The 18,840-nt window shown below is 51.9% G+C and carries 18 protein-coding genes; 11 read left to right on the forward strand and 7 right to left on the reverse strand.

The window, feature by feature from the left end:
* The first annotated feature begins 40 nt into the window (after positions 1–40).
* From AC0MA3_RS23870 to AC0MA3_RS23885, 4 genes are all read left to right on the forward strand, one after another.
* The gene (locus AC0MA3_RS23870; protein ID WP_474658110.1) at positions 41–955 is read left to right on the forward strand and encodes an ABC transporter ATP-binding protein; all 915 of its coding nucleotides are present in this window, start codon (positions 41–43) and stop codon (positions 953–955) included.
* Positions 952–1,668, forward strand: coding sequence for an ABC transporter permease (locus AC0MA3_RS23875; protein WP_474658077.1), 717 nt, complete (start codon positions 952–954; stop codon positions 1,666–1,668). Before AC0MA3_RS23870 ends, AC0MA3_RS23875 begins: the two co-directional genes overlap by 4 nt.
* Before the next feature lie 2 nt (positions 1,669–1,670).
* Entirely contained in the window at positions 1,671–2,411 is a 741-nt protein-coding gene (locus AC0MA3_RS23880; protein ID WP_474658078.1) for an ABC transporter permease, read from the forward strand.
* Positions 2,412–2,554: 143 nt separating this feature from the next.
* Positions 2,555–2,920 (forward strand): ArsR/SmtB family transcription factor, encoded by a 366-nt coding sequence (locus AC0MA3_RS23885; protein ID WP_379158184.1) that lies wholly within the window; start codon positions 2,555–2,557, stop codon positions 2,918–2,920.
* Between the two features lie 166 nt (positions 2,921–3,086).
* On the opposite strand, the gene AC0MA3_RS23890 is transcribed toward AC0MA3_RS23885, so the two are convergent.
* On the reverse strand, positions 3,087–4,070 hold the full coding sequence (locus tag AC0MA3_RS23890; RefSeq protein WP_474658079.1) for a cation diffusion facilitator family transporter: 984 nt from the start codon (positions 4,068–4,070) through the stop codon (positions 3,087–3,089).
* A gap of 258 nt (positions 4,071–4,328) precedes the next feature.
* Here AC0MA3_RS23890 and AC0MA3_RS23895 point away from each other — a divergent pair, with 258 nt between their 5' ends.
* Positions 4,329–6,611 carry a heavy metal translocating P-type ATPase gene (locus AC0MA3_RS23895; protein ID WP_474658080.1) on the forward strand — a complete coding sequence of 761 codons (2,283 nt, stop codon included), beginning with the start codon at positions 4,329–4,331 and terminating at the stop codon, positions 6,609–6,611.
* A gap of 122 nt (positions 6,612–6,733) precedes the next feature.
* On the opposite strand, the gene AC0MA3_RS23900 is transcribed toward AC0MA3_RS23895, so the two are convergent.
* The 3 genes from AC0MA3_RS23900 to AC0MA3_RS23910 form a co-directional block, all read right to left on the reverse strand.
* A complete protein-coding gene (locus tag AC0MA3_RS23900) occupies positions 6,734–7,696 on the reverse strand; it encodes an L-lactate dehydrogenase (protein WP_379158193.1) in 963 nt (320 codons plus the stop codon).
* A 324-nt stretch (positions 7,697–8,020) separates the two neighbouring features.
* A complete protein-coding gene (locus AC0MA3_RS23905; RefSeq protein ID WP_379158195.1) occupies positions 8,021–8,527 on the reverse strand; it encodes a CcdC family protein in 507 nt (168 codons plus the stop codon).
* A 211-nt stretch (positions 8,528–8,738) separates the two neighbouring features.
* Positions 8,739–8,999, reverse strand: coding sequence for a GlsB/YeaQ/YmgE family stress response membrane protein (locus AC0MA3_RS23910; protein ID WP_379158198.1), 261 nt, complete (start codon positions 8,997–8,999; stop codon positions 8,739–8,741).
* Positions 9,000–9,270: 271 nt separating this feature from the next.
* Here AC0MA3_RS23910 and AC0MA3_RS23915 point away from each other — a divergent pair, with 271 nt between their 5' ends.
* Positions 9,271–10,320, forward strand: a complete 1,050-nt coding sequence (locus AC0MA3_RS23915; protein ID WP_379158201.1) for a lactonase family protein — start codon at positions 9,271–9,273, stop codon at positions 10,318–10,320.
* Between the two features lie 94 nt (positions 10,321–10,414).
* Here AC0MA3_RS23915 and AC0MA3_RS23920 read toward each other — a convergent pair whose 3' ends face one another.
* A complete protein-coding gene (locus tag AC0MA3_RS23920) occupies positions 10,415–12,730 on the reverse strand; it encodes an alpha/beta hydrolase family protein (protein WP_474658081.1) in 2,316 nt (771 codons plus the stop codon).
* Between the two features lie 448 nt (positions 12,731–13,178).
* On the opposite strand from AC0MA3_RS23920, the gene AC0MA3_RS23925 reads away from it, so the two are divergent.
* The 4 genes from AC0MA3_RS23925 (at position 13,179) to AC0MA3_RS23940 (ending at position 16,504) form a co-directional block, all read left to right on the forward strand.
* Positions 13,179–14,288, forward strand: a complete 1,110-nt coding sequence (locus AC0MA3_RS23925) for a sulfate ABC transporter substrate-binding protein (protein ID WP_474658111.1) — start codon at positions 13,179–13,181, stop codon at positions 14,286–14,288.
* Positions 14,289–14,317: 29 nt separating this feature from the next.
* Positions 14,318–15,169: a sulfate ABC transporter permease subunit CysT gene (gene cysT, locus AC0MA3_RS23930; RefSeq protein ID WP_474658082.1), complete on the forward strand. Its 852-nt coding sequence runs from the start codon at positions 14,318–14,320 to the stop codon at positions 15,167–15,169.
* A 150-nt stretch (positions 15,170–15,319) separates the two neighbouring features.
* The gene (gene cysW, locus AC0MA3_RS23935; protein WP_474658083.1) at positions 15,320–16,183 is read left to right on the forward strand and encodes a sulfate ABC transporter permease subunit CysW; all 864 of its coding nucleotides are present in this window, start codon (positions 15,320–15,322) and stop codon (positions 16,181–16,183) included.
* A gap of 99 nt (positions 16,184–16,282) precedes the next feature.
* Positions 16,283–16,504, forward strand: a complete 222-nt coding sequence (locus tag AC0MA3_RS23940) for a YezD family protein (protein WP_379158217.1) — start codon at positions 16,283–16,285, stop codon at positions 16,502–16,504.
* A 130-nt stretch (positions 16,505–16,634) separates the two neighbouring features.
* Here AC0MA3_RS23940 and AC0MA3_RS23945 read toward each other — a convergent pair whose 3' ends face one another.
* Both AC0MA3_RS23945 and AC0MA3_RS23950 read right to left on the reverse strand, forming a co-directional pair.
* A complete protein-coding gene (locus AC0MA3_RS23945; RefSeq protein WP_474658084.1) occupies positions 16,635–17,255 on the reverse strand; it encodes a sensor domain-containing protein in 621 nt (206 codons plus the stop codon).
* Between the two features lie 224 nt (positions 17,256–17,479).
* Positions 17,480–17,791 carry a hypothetical protein gene (locus AC0MA3_RS23950; RefSeq protein WP_474658085.1) on the reverse strand — a complete coding sequence of 104 codons (312 nt, stop codon included), beginning with the start codon at positions 17,789–17,791 and terminating at the stop codon, positions 17,480–17,482.
* A gap of 330 nt (positions 17,792–18,121) precedes the next feature.
* Here AC0MA3_RS23950 and AC0MA3_RS23955 point away from each other — a divergent pair, with 330 nt between their 5' ends.
* Complete coding sequence (locus AC0MA3_RS23955; protein WP_474658086.1) at positions 18,122–18,754, forward strand: NAD(P)-dependent oxidoreductase; 633 nt, start codon at positions 18,122–18,124, stop codon at positions 18,752–18,754.
* Positions 18,755–18,840: the final 86 nt, after the last annotated feature.

Below are 18,840 nucleotides of genomic sequence, written 5' to 3' on the forward strand. Positions count from 1 at the left end.
TTAACCTTGGGAAGTTATGCTGATTACCGAGGTGAAGAAGGTGAAGGAAACAGTAATTGAAACCAGTGATTTATTGAAAGAATACCGTGGCCGGGCTGCGGTGGAGCATTTAAATCTGAATATAGGCAAAGGGGAAATCTACGGATTTCTTGGACCCAACGGCGCAGGCAAAACAACGACCATCCGCATGCTGCTGGGGCTGATTAAGCCGACCTCAGGCAGTATTAGAATCTTTGGCCAGGATCTGAAGCGGAATAAGCTGCAAATTCTCCGCAAAGTGGGCTCACTTGTAGAATCACCGTCGTATTACGGGCATCTGAGCGCACTCGATAATCTGGAGGCGATCCGCCGGATCCTGGATGTGCCCAAGTCGCGTATCGGAGAAGTATTAGACATCGTATCCTTAAAAGGGGAAGAAAAACGCCCAGTGAAGGGCTTCTCCCTGGGCATGAAGCAGCGGCTCGGCATCGCAGCCGCGCTGCTGGGAAGCCCGGAGCTGCTGATCCTGGATGAGCCCACCAATGGCCTTGATCCATCGGGCATCCAGGAAATCCGCTCGCTGATCAAGCGCTTGCCCGAAGAAGAGGGGATCACGGTTCTTGTGTCGAGCCATCTGCTCAGCGAGATTGAACAGATGGCTGGAACTGTAGGCATCATCCGCTCCGGCAGGATGATCTACCAGGATACGATTGCCCATCTGCAGCAGCAGGCAGCCGGTGATCTCCGTCTTGCGGTATCCGAGCCGGAAGAAGCGCTGATTCTGGCAGGGCGGCGCGGCTACGGAGGTACGCTCCTGGAAGGACGTATCACCCTGCCCAGAATGAGTGATGCAAGGGTAGCGCTCCTGATTAAGGAGCTGGTCGAAAATGGTCATGCGGTCTACCGGGTCGAGGAGCACAGACAATCGCTGGAGGAATTCTTCCTTCAGATAGTCGAAGGGGGCCATTCTTTATGATGTGGCGTTCGTTCTCGGCGGACTTACTCAAAATCCGCGGCAAAGGCTTGTGGTTTCTGGTCTTCCTCGGCCCGGTAGGGCTCCTGGCCATGCAGGGACTGAACTTCGGCCTCCGTTATGATTATCTGAAGGAGCAGTATCAAGCGGACCTTTGGGGCGGACTGCTCTCTAATCTGGCCGACTTCGTTCCCGTAGCGCTGTATCTGGGAGGGACGCTGATATGCTCGCTTTTGGCGAACGTAGAGCACCAGATGAGTTCATGGAAGCAGCTGCTGGCCTTACCTGTCTCACGCACTTCTGTTTTTATGTCCAAGCTCCTGGTATGTCTGCTGCTTCTTGCCGTCTCGTGTGCGCTGCTGTCTGCAGGGACGGTTGCTTTGGGTCTAATCCTCGGTTTCGGCTCAGACCCGGTTCCCTATACGGATGTGCTGCGGATCAGCTTCGCTTCTTATGCTGGCGCATTGCCGGTGATTGCCCTGCAGCTGTGGCTCTCTCTAATCAGCCGCAATCAGACCCTGCCTGTATCGCTTGGCCTTACTTTGTCGTTGCTGAGTCTCTTCTCGGTGTTCTTGTCTGAGTGGATCCCCTTGTCATGGCCTGCCCTAGCCTGGAGTACCTCGCGTCCTTGGCTGTTCAGCGGAGCCGGACTCCTGCTGGGCCTGCTTGTGCTGTTGCCGGGTGCTGTGCATTTTGCCAGAAGGGATGTGAACTGATCATGCGTATGTTCTGGAGAGTACTATCCTCGGAAAGACTCAAAATGTCCAAATCCTTCATCTGGTTGCTGATCATTGGCAGTCCGGTGGTAGCTATAGCCGTGGGATTGCTAGCCAATATACAGGAAGAAGGCCAGCCTCTCACCTGGGATATGCTGCTTGGAGTCATGTCAGTGTTTCATGCCATGATGTTCCTTCCTGTACTCTCGGGTGTCTTCGCAGCACTGATCTGCCGGGCAGAGCATGCTGACGGGGGGTGGAAAATGCTTCTGGCGCTGCCTGTTACACGTACTTCCGTATATCTGGCCAAATACACCATGATTATGTCATTGATGGCTGCTGTGCAGCTGCTGTTCTTTGCAGCAGTGTTTGGTGTGGGGCTTCTGCGGGGTGTGGATATGCCTGTCCCATGGACGCTGTTCTTCTCCAGCTGCTTCGGCGGCTGGCTTGCCTGCTTGCCGCTGGCTGCATTGCAACTGGCGGTGTCTCAGAGCTGGAGCAGCTTTGGTGCACCGCTCGCACTCAATGTGAGCTTTACCCTGCCCAACATGCTTATAGCCAATTCATCTACTTACGGACCTTATTATCCTTGGGTTCAACCGTTACTGGCGATGTCCTCTTTTGGGGAAGAACGCTTTGGAGCCTTCAATTTACCACTGGAGAGCTTGCTGATCGTTGTGTTTGGCAGTCTGCTTGTATTTTTGTCAGTTGGCCTGCTCTCCTTCTGGCGCAAAGCCGTCTAAAGCAGGGTGCCTCTTGCTGCTTGCAAGTCTTCCCATAACGACCTCCGACATGGACATCAAGTAAAGTTTTGCTATAATTAATCGTAGAAGATTCGATGAACCATCGGTATGGGCGGAGGAAAGAGATGGAGGAGGGCGAGAGCATGGAGCCAGTAGCACTCGAAGAATGCGACAATACATGTAAAGGTTCGGAGCTGGAACCGGAATCTATGGCGTTGATCCTGCCTGACCGGGGGACAACGGATAAGATGGCGGAGATGTTCAAGGCATTGGGTGACCCCACAAGGGTGCGGATGATTTATGCCCTGTCGCAAAGGGAGCTGTGTGTGCATGATTTGTCCTCTATATTAGATATGGGACAGTCGGCTGTATCCCACCAGCTGCGGTATCTGCGTAATCTGCGGATCGTCAAACGCCGCAAGGAAGGTAAAACCGTGTATTACTCGCTGAATGACGCCCATGTGGAGCAGATATTTCTGCAGACGCATGAGCATATCCGGCACGAATAGATGACAAGAGTGCTCAGCAAGCCGATTTGGCTGCGGAGCACTCTTTTTTTTGACAAGAATAATGAGTAAAGGACGAGGGGATGCCGGGAATAACGGCAGAACTGCCGTTGTTGAAGCCATAAAGGCAGTTTGTTCTAATATTGGCAGCCGCTTTGTTCCTGAGTATTCATACCCGCAGCTCCCTGTGCTTCAGGGAGGAATTCTCAATCTGCAGGGTGGCGTGCTGAATCTTAAATTTGTCTTCAACAATAGAGATGGCCTGTTGAAGAATACTATGAGGGTCAGCCTGGTCCTTGATCAGCAGATGTCCGCTGAGTGCATCCAGGCCGGAAGTGATGGTCCAGACATGCAGGTCATGGACACCGATGACACCGTCGATGCCATGCAAAGCTTCTTTGATCTCATCCGTGTTGACGGCATCTGGTGTTCCCTCCATTAGAATATGAAAGGCCTGCTTCAGAACGCCCCACGCTCCTCTTAGAATAAGCAAGGCCACCAGTACACTGATGATAGGATCGGCGACATACCACGAGAACAGCTTCATAAGGAATCCGGCAAGCAGTGCACCTACGGAGCCGAGGGCATCACCCATAATATGCAGATATGCGCTACGGATATTGATGTTCTCTTTAGTATCGCTCTTGTGCATAAGGGACCAGGCACTGATCAGATTGGCCAAGAGTCCTATAGCCGCAATAATCATCATGGTGCCGCTTGCCACTGCCGGTGGTGCGAAAAACCGTTGCCAAGCTTCCCATATAATAAATCCGGCAATGACAAATAGTGTAACTCCGTTGAATAAAGCAGCCATAATTTCAAACCGGTAGAAACCGTATGAATTCTTCAATGAGGGGGGTCTGACCGCAAATATCATCGCTACAAGACTTAAGGCAAGAGAAGCCGTATCGCTCAGCATATGCCCGGAGTCAGAGAGCAAAGCGAGACTGCCTGTAACCAGTCCCCCGAAGAACTCAAGGAACATAATACCTCCGGTAATAATTAAAGCAATCAGCAGGCCCTTTTTGTTGTTTGGCCCATGGGAATGGGAGTGGGAGTGGCCGGAATGGCTGTGCCCATGCTCATCCTTATGTACATGGCTTTGCTCTTGATGATGTTCATGTGGGTGACCTGGATGGCTGTGGTTGTTCATAAAATGACTCCTTTCCACAAAACATATGAATGAATGCTCATATATAAATTTTATCCTGAATGAAAGCAGATTACAAGAGATAATCATCCGACTGTGCAGCCTTTACTTACCTATTATTTACTGTCAGCATCTCTTCTACCCTTAAGGAAAAACAATATACTCTGCGTTGACACTCCGAGATTGAGGGGCATATAATGTGTGTAAGTAAACATATGAACAAATACTCATATATAGGTTTGACTAAGGGAGATGAGTCATTTGAATGCGGTTCAGGGAAATGTAAGACAACAGTGGATGCTGGAAGGATTGGATTGTGCCAATTGCGCCATGAAAATTGAAAATAAGGTCAAGAAAATTGAGGGAGTCGCGTCCTGCTCAGTGAATTTTGCCATGAAGCTGATGACGCTGGAAACCGCAGTGGCCGATGCCGAAGCCGTATCCGCCGAAGCCCGGCGGACAGTTCACACACTAGAGCCACACGTGAAAATCAAGGAAGTGAAGGCAGCAGGCGTGGGTAGAAAGCCGAAGCCCGGCGGCAGTCTGGAGCAGGAAAAGAGTACCTCCCACACTCATAACGCTATGACTACCCACGGGCATAGTCATGAAGCGCATGCACAAGGTGATGCCCACAGCCATGAAGCCCATGCTCAAGGTGATGCCCATGGCCATAGCCATGAACATGGCGAAGGCGGAACCCGTTCTATCCTGCTGCGGCTGGGGGCTGGAGTCATTCTTGGAGCAGCAGGAATGTTCCTGCCGGTCAGCGGAATCACGGAGTTGCTGATTTTTCTGGCTGCTTATCTGGTTGTCGGAGGCGAAGTCGTCTGGTCTGCTGCCCGGAACATCGTCCGGGGTCAGGTCTTCGACGAGAATTTTCTGATGGCACTGGCAACGATAGGGGCATTTGCGATTGGAGAATACCCGGAAGGCGTGGCTGTTATGCTGTTCTATCAGGTGGGCGAGCTCTTCCAGGGTCTTGCTGTCAACCGTTCCCGACGCTCGATTACGGCGCTGATGGATATCCGCCCGGAGTTCGCATATTTGAAGGAAGGCGGAGGTCTAAGACGTGTTGCTCCCGAAGAAGTGGGGATTGGCGACCATATTGTAGTCAAACCTGGCGAGAAAGTACCGCTGGATGGAATGATCCTGGAGGGCAGCGCTATGATGGATACCTCAGCGCTGACGGGGGAATCGGTACCGCGCTCAGCTGAACCGGGCAGTAAGGTGCTGAGTGGTTTTATTAACCGCAATGGTGTGGTTACGATTGAGGTGACGGCTAACTTTGGAGAATCGGCTGTCTCCAAGATTCTGGAGCTGGTGCAGAATGCCTCCAACAATAAGGCGAAAACCGAGAATTTTATCACCAAATTTGCCAGAGGCTATACCCCTGTTGTGGTTATTACGGCACTGCTGCTGGCCATTATCCCTCCGCTCGTGCTGAACGGGGCTACCTTCTCCGATTGGATCTACCGGGCACTCGTATTTCTGGTCATCTCTTGTCCTTGTGCGCTTGTCGTCTCGATCCCGCTCGGCTTCTTCGGCGGTATTGGCGCAGCGTCCAAAAGCGGTATTCTCGTCAAGGGCAGCAACTTCCTGGAGGCCTTGAACGATGTGAACATTGTTGTGTTTGATAAGACGGGAACACTCACCAAAGGGGAGTTCAAGGTGACAGGAGTATACCCTTCCGAAGGAGTGGAGAAGGAAGAACTGCTGCGGATAGCCGCTTATGCTGAGAGCCACTCCAGCCATCCGATAGCGGAATCCATCCGGTCAGCTTACGGTGAAGAGATCCCCGGTGAGGCCATAGCAGACTACAATGAAATATCGGGTCACGGTATTGCCGTTACGGTAGAGGGCAGGGCGGTACTGGCGGGTAATGTGCGGCTGATGGAGCGTGAGGGCATTGTCAGCCGGACACAGGAAGCGCCCGGAACAGTGGTCCATATCGCTGTAGATAAGCAGTATGCGGGTTATCTGGTGATTGCCGATGAAGTGAAAGAAGATTCGCTTCAAGCCATTCAGGCCCTTGGACAGCTTGGAATTCATAGAACTGTGATGTTGACGGGTGATGCTTCAAGTGTTGCCGAAGCGGTCGGCCGGCAGCTGGGCATAGGGGAGATTCACGCTGAGCTGCTGCCCCAGCACAAGGTCGAGGCCATTGAGAAGCTGGAGCGGGAAAAATCACAGCGTGACAAAATTATTTTTGTAGGCGATGGAATTAATGATACTCCGGTGCTGGCCAGAGCAGATGTAGGTATTGCCATGGGCGGACTGGGATCAGACGCAGCGATTGAAGCGGCGGATATTGTAATTATGACTGACGAACCTTCAAAGATTGCAACAGCGATCAGCATTGCCAAGCGTACACGGGCCATTGTCTGGCAGAATATTATTTTTGCCCTTGCGGTAAAGGCGCTGTTCCTGCTGCTGGGCGCATTTGGGATCGCTACGATGTGGGAAGCTGTCTTCTCGGATGTGGGTGTGACTGTGCTTGCGGTTCTGAACAGTGTACGGGCTCTGCAGGTTCCCAAAGCGGGATAACCCTTTTTTGAACACATTCTTTTCTCGTCCGGGAGGTTCAATCTTTACGAATAAAAACACCCCTCAATTCCGCACACGGCCGTGTGTAGAATCGAGGGGTGTTTTACTTCGTGGGGGGCAGATTACACCTTTTCCTCCAGGTTCAGGCTCTCTATGCCGCGGCGGATAATATTGCAGGAAGCCTCCAGCTTCATGGATTCCTCCGGGCTAAGGTTCAGTTCAAGCAGCTCCTGTATGCCGCCGCTGCCAATAATCGCCGGGGCTCCGGCACATACGCCGGTTTGGCCGTATTCTCCGTCCAATATGGCGGAGACGGCAATGATCTTATGCTCATCATTCAGGATGGAGCGGGTAATGTAGGCCAGTGCACTGCCGATACCAAAATGCGTGGAGCCCTTGCGCGTGAAGATCTCCCAGCCGGCATCCTTGGTCTTGCGGGCGATATCTTCCAGATCCAAAGTGCTGAACCGTTCCCGGTGCTGCTCCATGATCTGCAGAATCGGTTTGCCGCCGATCGTTACATGGGACCAGGCGACGAATTGGGATTCGCCATGTTCACCAAGCGCATAACCGTTGACACTGCGGGGGTCGATGGTGAATACCTCTGACAGCAGCGTCTTCAGGCGTGAAGAGTCGATAGAGGTACCAGTGCCGATAATTCTGTGGCGCGGCAGTCCGGATATTTTCCATACCATATAGGTGACAATATCCACAGGATTAGCAGCAACTACGAAGATGCCATCGAAGCCGCCAGCCATAATTTCCGTAATAATTTCTTTGGTAATCACAGCCGCAGCATCTAGAACATCAAGTCTGCTCTGTCCCGGCTTGGGATTGGCGCCCGCTGTCAGAATGACAACGTCCATTGCGGCACAATCGCTGGAGGTGCCGGCGTATACCTTGGTGCGGGATCCGGTGAAATCCATGCAGTGCGAGAGGTCAAGTGCTTGTGCCATAGCGCGGTCATAGCTGCGGTCAATCATCATGATCTCGTCGCATATCGCCTGATTGACCATAGAATAGGCACAACTAGAACCGACCATTCCTGAGCCGACGATCGCCACTTTTCTTGATTTACTTTTCAATTGACTTGTCCCCGCTCTCTAAAAATGATATCTGCTTATATTCTAACTGATCTCTTCGCAAGTTACCTGACATCAGGATCAAAAAATGGGTTCCACTGTGTTCATAATCTGCCACAAATAACACAGGAGGTTAGAAATTCCTGGGCTGACTACTGATATTATATGCAAACTAGTGGGAATGGGGAATGTAAGCTGACAGTGAATAGGTGAATTTTCTGGGTGGGTGCGGGCTCCTCATACAGCCGAGTAGCCCGGACAATATAAAGAAGCATTCCTGAGCCTGCCAAGCTCCCGAATGCTCCTTATATGCACTATGGACAGTGTTCAGCCCCGGGGCTGCGGGATGGGCGTTTCCGGCGGAGCCATCTGATTGTAGCGTTTGTACATGAAGAATCTCCAGTGGAGGATCATGCCGAAGGCCAGGATGAAGAAGAGTCCGCCTGACTGCGGAATGGATACATATTGATTGATGAATTCATGCAGCAGGGTCCGTACCAGCAGCAATCCCAGCAGAATGAACGCGAAGCTCTTGGAACGCTGGGCATAAATCTGGCCTCCCCGTTCTTCAAACCTGGTGCTGCGCATCAGCGGATAAGCAAATATAAACCATCCGATCAGAAAAGCAGCCGCCGCCCACCACCAAGGGAATCTGACTTCAGGTGCCACAAACATGGCAAAGCCCGTGGACATGCCGAGCGGCGGAATCCATATTTTGCGGATCGTCACGGGACGCGCGCTAGCCTTCAGGCGGATAACAATTACCATCAGTGCCATGAACAGAGCCCCCAGCGTGGAGCCGACATGCAGAAGTGAAGGGTTGATATTGCCCATAATTCACTTTCCTTTCTGTGATTTGTGTCACTTATTTTTCCATTATAGCAGAAAAAAGAAGGCAAAACATTGAACCCTTCTTGGCAGCAATCCGGCGATTTTCTACCCGTGCGGCAATGCGATAATCCGCAAGAAACCCGCCAAGGAGGACCCTGGCGGGTTTCGGTTCCAGTCCTGCTAAGCAGGTTCTGGCTAATGTATCAGGCTAGTCTTAAGAACGGCTGCGTCCACCGACCGAACGGAGAATCAGACTGACGATAAAGATCAGAACGATTGCACCGATAAGCGAAGGGAAGACGTAGAAATCACTGATTCTAGGTCCCCAGCTTCCCAGCAGCATTCCGCCGAGCCATGAACCAAGAATACCGGCGATAATGTTACCAATAACACCGCCTGGAATATCTCTACCCATGATCAGACCAGCCAACCAACCAATTACGCCACCAACAATCAACATCCACAGAAAACTCATTATGCTTCAGCTCCTTTAAGTTTTGTTATCTTCGATGGTTACTATTAACCTCATGCCGGACGTTTAAACCATTGTAAAAATTTGTAGGCATCTTAATAACTAGTACTTCATTATGTCCTGAAATAGGCTGTTTAAACCGGGTGCGCTATTGGGTACATAAACATGTTATAGTGAAAAAAGTCCTGTATCTGGAGGTGTATTCTCCGGGGTGAAGGGTATATAAGAAGTAAGTTGAATTGAGTGCCTATATACATTGGAGGGAGACGCTGCCATGCAACAGCCTAATGAAGTTCTATTCTATGCAGGAACCTACAATAGCGCCGATCAGGAAGCCATTATACTGGGGGCTTTGAACAAGGATACCGGGGAAATGAGGGTGATGAACAGCACCGGGGGTATCGAGAATCCTTCATATCTGGCTGTGAACGGTTCTGGAACTGTTCTATACGCTGTAAGTGAGAAGGATGACGGCGAGGTCTATGCATTTACGATTGAGCCAGGCAGCAGAGAACTGCACCTGCTGGGAAGCCGGCCGACGGATGGAGGCGCCCCATGTTATGTGTCGATCTCTCCGCAAGAGGATTACATATTTGTCTCCAATTATTCGGGAGGCAACGTCAACGTCTTTCCAGTGAATGGTGATGGCTCGCTTCAGGAGATGTCCGCGCAAGTGAAGCATGAAGGGTCGGGCATGCGCGAAGACCGGCAGGAAGCGCCGCATCCCCATTCGGTCATTCCTGACCGGACCGGGAGCCATGTGCTGGTGTGTGATCTGGGACTGGATCAGATTGTGTTCTACCGTGTGGAGGGCGGCAAGCTGGTGACTCACCGCGAAGTTCCGCTTCCGCCAGGCTCGGGTCCCCGTCATCTTGCTGTACATCCATCAGGACAATGGATCTACCTGATCAATGAGCTCAACAGTACAATTACTGTATTTGCTAACGATGAAACAACTGCTGATCTGAAAATTCTGCAGAACGTAAGTTCATTACCGGAGCATTACGCCGCCGGAAGCGACGATACGGCAGCGGACATCCATGTATCCCCATGCGGCCGCTTCCTGTATGCCTCTAACCGCGGGCATGACAGCATCGCCATGTTTAATATCGACGGAGCCACTGGATTGCTCGAACCGCAGGATTGGGTCACTTCCGGGGGCCGGACACCGCGCAATTTCGCTATTATTGGCGGGATGCTGCTCGCCGCGAACCAGAACAGTGACAATATCGTTTCGTTTAGAATTGACAAGGATACCGGAAGACTGATTCCTACCGGCAATGAGCTGGAGATTACGTCACCGGTCTGCCTGAAGCAGCTGTAAAATAGAAGTGCCTCCTATACGGCCGGCTGCCGGCAGATAGGAGGCACTTTTTGATGTGTTATGGATAGGTTCGGATGGATATATTTATTCCTGCTTATTGTATAATGGCGGTTTGCTTCGAGCCTTCCATTCCATTTCCCTTATGGTAGAATCCGATATCATCCAGCATAATTCTGTCGCCTTCGCCTTGCAGATAAAAAGTGATTGTGCTCAGTTTATCGGGTTCAAGCCTAGGCTCTTTCTCGAGAAACCGTTCAAAAGGCAACTCGTAGGTCTGAAATACCGCTTCCGAAAGATCACCATATTTGCCGTCACTCATCCGCTCCTCCAGCCAGGGAAGGATCGTGAACCGGGTCTGGGGCAAGGGTAAAATGTCCATGAACTCATTCAGCGGGAGCCGGGCTGCCGTACCATTGCCGTCAGTCAGTTCCACTTCCACAGTGGGGGAGACCGCCGGTTCTTCCCTGCCCTTTGTCTTTACAATATCTGCATTGCGGTTAGCCATGGAGAACGTCAGCCCTGCGGCCTCAGTATCAGCAAGCCTGGCTACTATGCTGTCCTTCAGTTTAAGTTTGTAAAAGGCGGCCTCCCTGCCCTTTTCTTTATGTTCCAGCAGAAGGCCATAAGTGGCTTTACTCTTGGATTCCCGGTCCATAGCGGTCTCTTCGCTCCAGACAAGCCCTACTGCTTCAGCAGTTCCTCCAGCGGCAGTGCCTTTAATGCGGTCTTCATCAAAGGTGGCTAGCGGAATATAATCCCCGCTCTGAAAACGGCTATAGTAGGCGGTGTCTGGAAGCCATTGTAATCCGCTGCGGTAATCGCGGAACAGGTTCTGGTAGACTTCCTCGCCATACAGGGTGGTCTCCAGAAAGGCTGTAACATACACCTTGGCGATTTGCCGCTGGGCCTCCCCGTCCATAATCTCCGTACGGTCCAGAAGCAGTCCTGCCGGAAGCGACTGGTCATACAGACCCCAGCTGGTATTGAACTGGCTGTGATTGGCATCGGCGATGTACAGTGAGCTTTTGAATGAAGAAGCAGCCCCTGTAAAGGAAGAACGGATGTACTGTCTGTCTCCGTAAAAATCATGTACATCCCCGTCTCGTGCCCCCTGAAGGGTCAGATAGTTGACATCCACAAGATTGGCCTGTTCATCGTCAATCGTCTTGTCGGTAGGCGCTAGCGCAATGACTGAGGCTATGTGGAACTTGCTGGTGGCAGCATAGACCGGGTCGTTCTTGAACCAGCGTCCGGCATCAGCGGCCATGGCAACGGCTTGCCCGCCGCGGCTGTGTCCGAGCAGGGCGGTTCGGCTATAATCTACCTTTTGATAGAACGGTGTGCCGGGCTGCTCCGTGAAATCGCCAATCTGCTGCAGGTGCTTCAGGATCATCCAGGTGCGTACCTTGAAGTCATTGTCCGGAATGCCTGACCAGGCGGAATAGTTCAGAAAGTTCTCATCCAGAGAAACGGCGATAAAGCCCCGGCTGGCGAGCTGCTCACCCAGGTAGGCGTAGCCGCCCTCCGAGTAGTCCTCCATCATGTGATTGCCATGCACCATGAGCACAAGCGGATAGGGTCCATCTCCATCAGGCATCCAGACCCGGGCATTTACAGGAAGTGCACTGTAGTCGAAACCCCAGAATAAGGTGCGCAGCCTGGGCCAGCTTTTAATGTAATCAGAGGCATCCACGGAGGATGTAATCAGCTCCGTTCCATTGCCATACTCGGTACGGTGCAGATCCTGGCCACTGGCATAGGTGAAGCTGTGGAAGGTATAGTTCCCCGGCACTCCTGGATTTTCTGCAAGGATGGGTGCCGGGCTTCCGGCAGAAGCAGTCATCCCGGAGACCTTATCACCCTTGCTCCCGACTGAGAGGGCGAGCGGGGATGCCAGCACGAGGGCCGCCAGCACTAGCCCGATGGTGAACCGCCGGCTGCGCAGGAATCCCAGCGCCAAACCTCCCAGCCCTCCGAGGAGAGTGGCGGTTACAGCTATGGCTGCTGCCGCTTCCAGCTCCAAATCCGCATAATAGAAGATTAGCAGGACGGCTCCCAAAGCGCTCAATAAAGAGCCCGCGTAAAGGCGCGGGATGCGCAGTCCTGTCAGGGCCAGCAGTGCAGCAAGAATGTTTCCTGCAAACCCTAAGACTAGGGTTGCGGCGGTAGTGGCAAGCATAATGTCAGCAGCGGTGCCGAGTCCGGTAGGAATGCCCAGGACAGCTGTTGTAAACGCCAAAAAACATATGACCCAAGGGCCGGTTAGCGCTATTCTCCATAACTGTGTATCGTATCGGTACGTGTCCAGGATGCGCCTTGCTATCCCTCCCAGAATACGCCGGTGCAGTCGCGGCCGTTGCGGCGAGGGTGCGGGTATTGGTACAGGCACATACTCCAGATTCATTCCCATGATTGTCTCCCCCGGTAATTGCGGTAATATCAGCTTATTTTTTGACCTTTAAGATGTAGCAATAATAGTACTTTACTGCTTCAATGACAAGTGGGTCTTACAGGAACAGCGGCCACTTGCTGCCGTCAGAACCGCCCCAAACCGACTTTACGCTATTATGAAAAAAAGATTTGACAGTAGGGGGAGCATTCAGTATTATATCTTCATAACCTACTAAATGGGTAGGAATAATCAAATAAAGTTCTTACCGTACAGACGGAGGAATGCCCGCCAGTAGCTCGCAGACACGTGTCCACAGGACCGGTTTGACCTGCCATACGTGGGCCTTCCTCCGTCTATTTTTGCTGAAATGCAGGGGTCAGATTTACCGGAACTTCATGAGATATCACCAATAAAGAACGGCCAAGAGAAAAGGACAGGGGAGTGGCTTGTAATGAAGAAGACTGTACTGAAGAAAGGGATCAAGAAGGGACTTATCACCGGATTCACATTACTATTGACGGCAGGTCTGGCTGCTTGCGGCAACAATAATTCGAATAATGGGGCAGCCGCCCAGACAGATGCACCGGCAGCAAGCAGTGCGTCAGGAGCAGCTGAAGCTACCAAGGCGCCGGTCAAAGATCCGGTAGAGCTATTGAATGTATCTTACGACCCTACGCGTGAACTGTACGAGAGTTATAACAAAGCGTTCTCTGCCTATTGGGAGAAGGAAACCGGCCAGAAGGTTACGGTTAAACAATCGCATGGCGGTTCAGGAGCCCAAAGCCGGGCGGTGCAAGAGGGTCTGGAAGCGGACGTGGTTACCCTTGCCCTGGGCTACGACATTGACGCATTGAAGGAGAAAGGGCTGATCAATGAAGGCTGGGAGAGCAAATTTGAACATAACAGCTCCCCATACACCTCGACCATTGTGTTTCTTGTACGCAAAGGCAATCCCAAAGGCATTAAAGACTGGCCGGATCTGCTAAAAGAAGGGGTTGAAGTCATTACCCCGAACCCGAAAACTTCCGGTGGCGCCCGCTGGAACTATCTTGCCGCCTGGGGCTATGCGCTTGACCACAATAATAATGATGAAGCCAAGGCACAGGCATTTGTCCAGGAGCTATTCAAGCATGTGCCTGTGCTGGATACTGGAGCGCGCGGGGCAACCACAACTTTTGTAGAGCGTGGAATCGGGGATGTGCTGATTGCCTGGGAGAATGAAGCCTACCTGTCGATTAAGGAGCTGGGCCCGGACAAATTCGAAATCGTTAACCCGTCTGAGAGCATCTTGGCTGAACCGCCGGTTGCGGTCGTAGACAAGGTTGTCGATAAAAGAGGCACCCGTGAAGTCGCAGAAGCCTATTTAAAATATCTGTACACCGAAGAAGGGCAAAAAATCGCGGCGGAGAATTACTACCGTCCAACCCTGGAAAGTGTGAAAGAGGAATACAAGGATAAATTCCCTGAGATCAAGCTGTTTACATTGGCAGACAAATTCGGAACCTGGAAAGAAACCCAGGAGAAGCATTTCAACGACGGCGGGATCTTCGACAAGATCTATGTGCCTGGAAGCTGATCGGCCCATATGCCGAAGGCAGGAAAGGAATGAAGGGAACGATGAATATCACCACTACAGCTGCGGTACGGCGCAAAGTGCTGCCGGGCTTCGGACTAACGATGGGTTACAGCATACTGTATTTGAGTCTCGTCGTGCTGCTGCCGCTTTCGGCACTGCTGTTCAATTCAACAGGACTAAGCTGGGGGAAATTCTGGGGTATCGCTACAGACCCGAGGGTCCTGGCCTCTTTCCGGGTCAGCTTGAGTACTGCAGCAGCGGCAGCCTTGGCAGATGCCTTGTTAGGGTTGCTGCTGGCCTGGGTGCTGGTGCGATATGAGTTTCCAGGCAAACGGATCTTTGACGCCCTCATCGATCTGCCGTTTGCACTCCCGACCGCTGTAGCGGGTGTCTCTTTGACGGCGCTATATTCACAGAATGGCTGGATTGGTTCCCTGCTGGAACCGCTGGGGTTTAAGATTGCTTTTACCCCGCTCGGGATCACACTTGCACTGATATTCATAGGCATTCCCTTTGTGGTCCGTACCGTACAGCCTGTGCTGGAGGACTTGGACCGGGATATGGAGGAGGCTTCGGCAACACTTGGAGCGGGGCGCTGGCGGACCTTCCGCAGCATCGTGCTCCCGGAGCTGTTTCCGCCGCTGCTTACCGGTTTTGCGCTCGCCTTTGCCCGGGGGATCGGGGAATATGGCTCCGTGGTATTCATCTCCGGTAATATGCCAATGCGCACGGAGATTGCCCCGCTACTCATCATGTCCAAGCTGGAACAGTTCGATTATGCAGGGGCAACGGCAGTGGCGCTGCTGCTGCTGCTAATCTCGTTCCTGCTGCTGCTCGTGATCAACACCCTGCAGCGCTGGGCCCGTAAAACTTCGCGGTGAGGAGCGGAGTGTATGCTTTCGAAGTGATTTTTGTACGCTGATTAATCATGGTAGTGATCCTAACAAAAATAAGCGTATGCTTTCGAAGTAGTTTTGTACGAAGTAAATCATAAGACGTCTATGCTCACAAAACTTGTAGGAGGTGACATCATGGCTGGTACTGTACCTATGGCTGCCCCGGGGGCGCAGCGGAGCGCAGCCTCCCCGGCAACAACGGAATCCTCCGCCGTGAAATGGGTGCTGGTCGCCGCGGCCGGACTCGTGCTGTTCTGGCTGATTGCCCTGCCGCTGATCGTGGTGTTGACAGAGGCGCTGAAGCGGGGCTGGGATGTGTTTGCCGCGGCGCTGACCGATCCGGATGCTGCTTCCGCCCTGCGGCTGACGCTTCTGGTTGCAGTGATTACCGTACCGCTGAATACGCTGTTCGGAGTCATGGCAGCCTGGGCGGTGACCAAGTTCCGTTTTCGCGGCAAAGGGTTTCTGATTACACTAATTGACCTGCCTTTTGCTGTATCACCGGTAATCGCCGGTCTGATCTTTGTGCTGGTATTCGGCTCGAACGGCTGGTTCGGTTCCTGGCTCAGCGTCCATGACATTAAGATTGTATTCGCCCTCCCCGGCATTGTGCTGGCGACCCTCTTTGTCACCTTTCCTTTTGTGGCCCGCGAGCTGATTCCGCTAATGGAGGACCAGGGCACGCAGGAGGAGGAAGCGGCTATTACCCTCGGGGCACATGGCTGGCAGATTTTCTGGCGCGTGACCCTGCCGAATATCAAATGGGGGCTGCTGTACGGGATTATTCTCTGCAACGCGCGCGCGATGGGAGAGTTCGGTGCGGTATCTGTTGTCTCCGGGCACATTCGCGGAGAGACCAACACGCTGCCGCTGCATGTTGAAATTTTGTACAACGAATATCAGTTTTCAGCTTCCTTCGCTGTGGCCTCTCTGCTGCTGCTGCTGGCTTTGGTCACGATGATCGTAAAAAGCTGGCTCACACGCAAAAATGCACATTGACAGCCCTTTTAATTCCATGCTAAGTTAAATCATAGTAATTTGGTTGGTTATTAAGGAATTGGTGGAGAATCCCCTGTCCGGGGTAAGGGAGGCTGGAGAATGGCTAAGCCACTGAAAGTGGATGAGGTATGGCTTACGCGGATTGCGGAGCTTTTGGATGATATGGAATTCGGATCCCTGCACATTGTGGTACACGAAGGACAAATTGTACAGATGGAGCGGACAGAACGCAAACGTTTTGAGAACAGTACTGCCAATACACGTTATAGTGGAGAGGCCGGAAGCCGGCGGACCGATTCCCGTTCTGTGGGACGAGGATAGAAGCAAGAAGAATCAGTGTAAACATAAGAGGCAGCTATCAAAAAAAGCGAAGGTCCATTCTGATAAATTCAGATCGATCTTCGTTTTTCTGCTGTCCATCTCTTTGTTTTTTTTGAAAAACAATAATGTATTATTTACTGGATACCGTGTACACCCATGCGGCGTATAACTGTCCGAGTTTGCGGAAGATCAACGGCAGCAATAAGGCTAACACTAAGCCGATGCCGGCGGCTATCCAGGAGCGCTCGAAGGAAGACAAGTCTGAGAGAGAGAGAAACTGGTTGGAGCTAGACGGGAAAAGATCAAAGGAGAATAGTCGGTCACTCACCAAATAGGCCACAGGAGACAGTAGAACCCCAAATGCGGTAGCTGGCAGGACGACAGCCAATGTGAAACCGAGAATCCCGACGGGAAGCTGCATTATGCTATAGAGGAGTCCCCGGTATGTTTGGCCTTGACTAAGAAGAGTAAATAAAGACCTCCAGCCCTCCGGGCGCATAGGTACTGAGTTGTCTATAGGTTCAGGCTGTTGACGATCTCCGTGAATCCAGCGATCCACCACTAATTCTTCTTGTACCATCATTCTACGGCACGCTGCAAGTGTCGCTGCTAGCAAGGGCAGCCCAACCCATAATATAATCAGCGGTAAGCTTACACATAGACCTGTAACCGCAATAACAAAGGCCATAATTCCTTTCGGAAGAGACTTCACAAGCAGACTCCAGGTTTCCATAAAGCTTTGTTTTTTCATTTCATAACTCCCCCTTAGCGGTCTGTTCTCATTGTACTTGGAAATTGTTGTATGAACACTAACCCCAGGTCTGAAACTTCACCCGACTTTGGTCCAGTTTTTGGATGCACTATATTCAATAAACGGAAAGGAAAAAGAATCCAGACCCGCATAAGGGGCCTGGACTACAATATGCCTTGAAATTTGTACACTTCATTCATGCGTAGTTATCCATACTAGGGCTGCTATTTTAGTAGAGGGCTGCGCCGTGAAGCGGAGATGCCCTCAACAAGAAGAATAATTGCCGTAATAACGTGCATAATCCATCCGACCAAAGGGATCAAACCGACAACCGAGGTGATAATCCCGACCACGTTCCCAATAAACGGGCCACGCTCTTTCATTAACAATACTACGGCTACGACATGCAGCAAAAAGGCAACCCCCAGCGGCACCCAGGCATTTGCAACAACAAAAGCGCCTCCGATAATCGGCAGTGCCAGAAAAGCTTCATAAGCAAAAGTGCCCCATTTGAACAGTTTTCCTGTTGGAGTCATGATTACTTCACCCAACCTTTCAGTATAATATGATGAGAGTTTAATCCACATTTACCCATGAATATAGGTCTAGAATATTGCAGCTTACAAGAAGAACTTCCCTGAGTCATTGTACGCCGTACCACGGATAATGTTTCAACTCTTTGGGTATGGGATGGAGACGGGCTATTCTTGCTTGGCAGGGGTACGGTCATATATTATGGGTAACAGAATAAGTGCGCAGTAAGATTTAGGAGCCAGTCATGCCTGATTCGCAGGAAATGTTCCTGCGGCGCTAATATAGGGTAACCATTTTGGATATAGAGCAGGATAAAGGGAGGAAATTAGGATATGGATGTTGTAGTTTTTGGGGCAACAGGAACGATTGGCAGAGCTATTGTACAGGAAGCGTTAAAAAGAAAACATGAGGTCACTGCCGTGGTCCGAAATCCGGCCTCACTGGAGCTGGAGCATGAGCGTCTGCATGTAGCCACTGCTGATATTCTCGACCCGGTGTCGGTAACGAAGGCAGTGCGCGGACATGAAGAGGTGATCAGTGCCTTTGGCCCCGCTGCCGGACGGGAGAACGACCTGGTGCGTGCGGCCGAGAGTCTGCTTGCGGGCATGCAGGCTGCAGGTCTTGAGCGGCTGCTTGTTGTCGGCGGAGCAGGAAGTCTGAAGACGGAGTCTGGCGAGTGGCTTATGGATTCACAGGGGTTCCCGGAGAAGTTCCGCCCGCTTGCGCAAGCTCATGGACATGCCTACGAAATCTATAGCGGCTCTGAGCTCGACTATACGTACATCAGCCCGCCGGCCACGATCCGCCCGGGCCGACGGACGGGGCAGTTCCGCATTGGCCTGGACCGGCTGGTGGCGGATGAGAACGGGGACAGCAGCATCAGCGTGGAGGATTTTGCCGTAGCTGTTGTTGACGAGCTGGAGGAAGGGAATTTCAGCCGCACCCGGTTTACCGTTGGATATTGAGCCGGATACAGGCTAACCTTGCAACACCCGCCGTAACTATATGATATAGGGCCTTCCGTGACCGGAGGGCTTTTATTGAAGATAAG

It is taken from the genome of Paenibacillus sp. LS-5, from assembly GCF_056121505.1.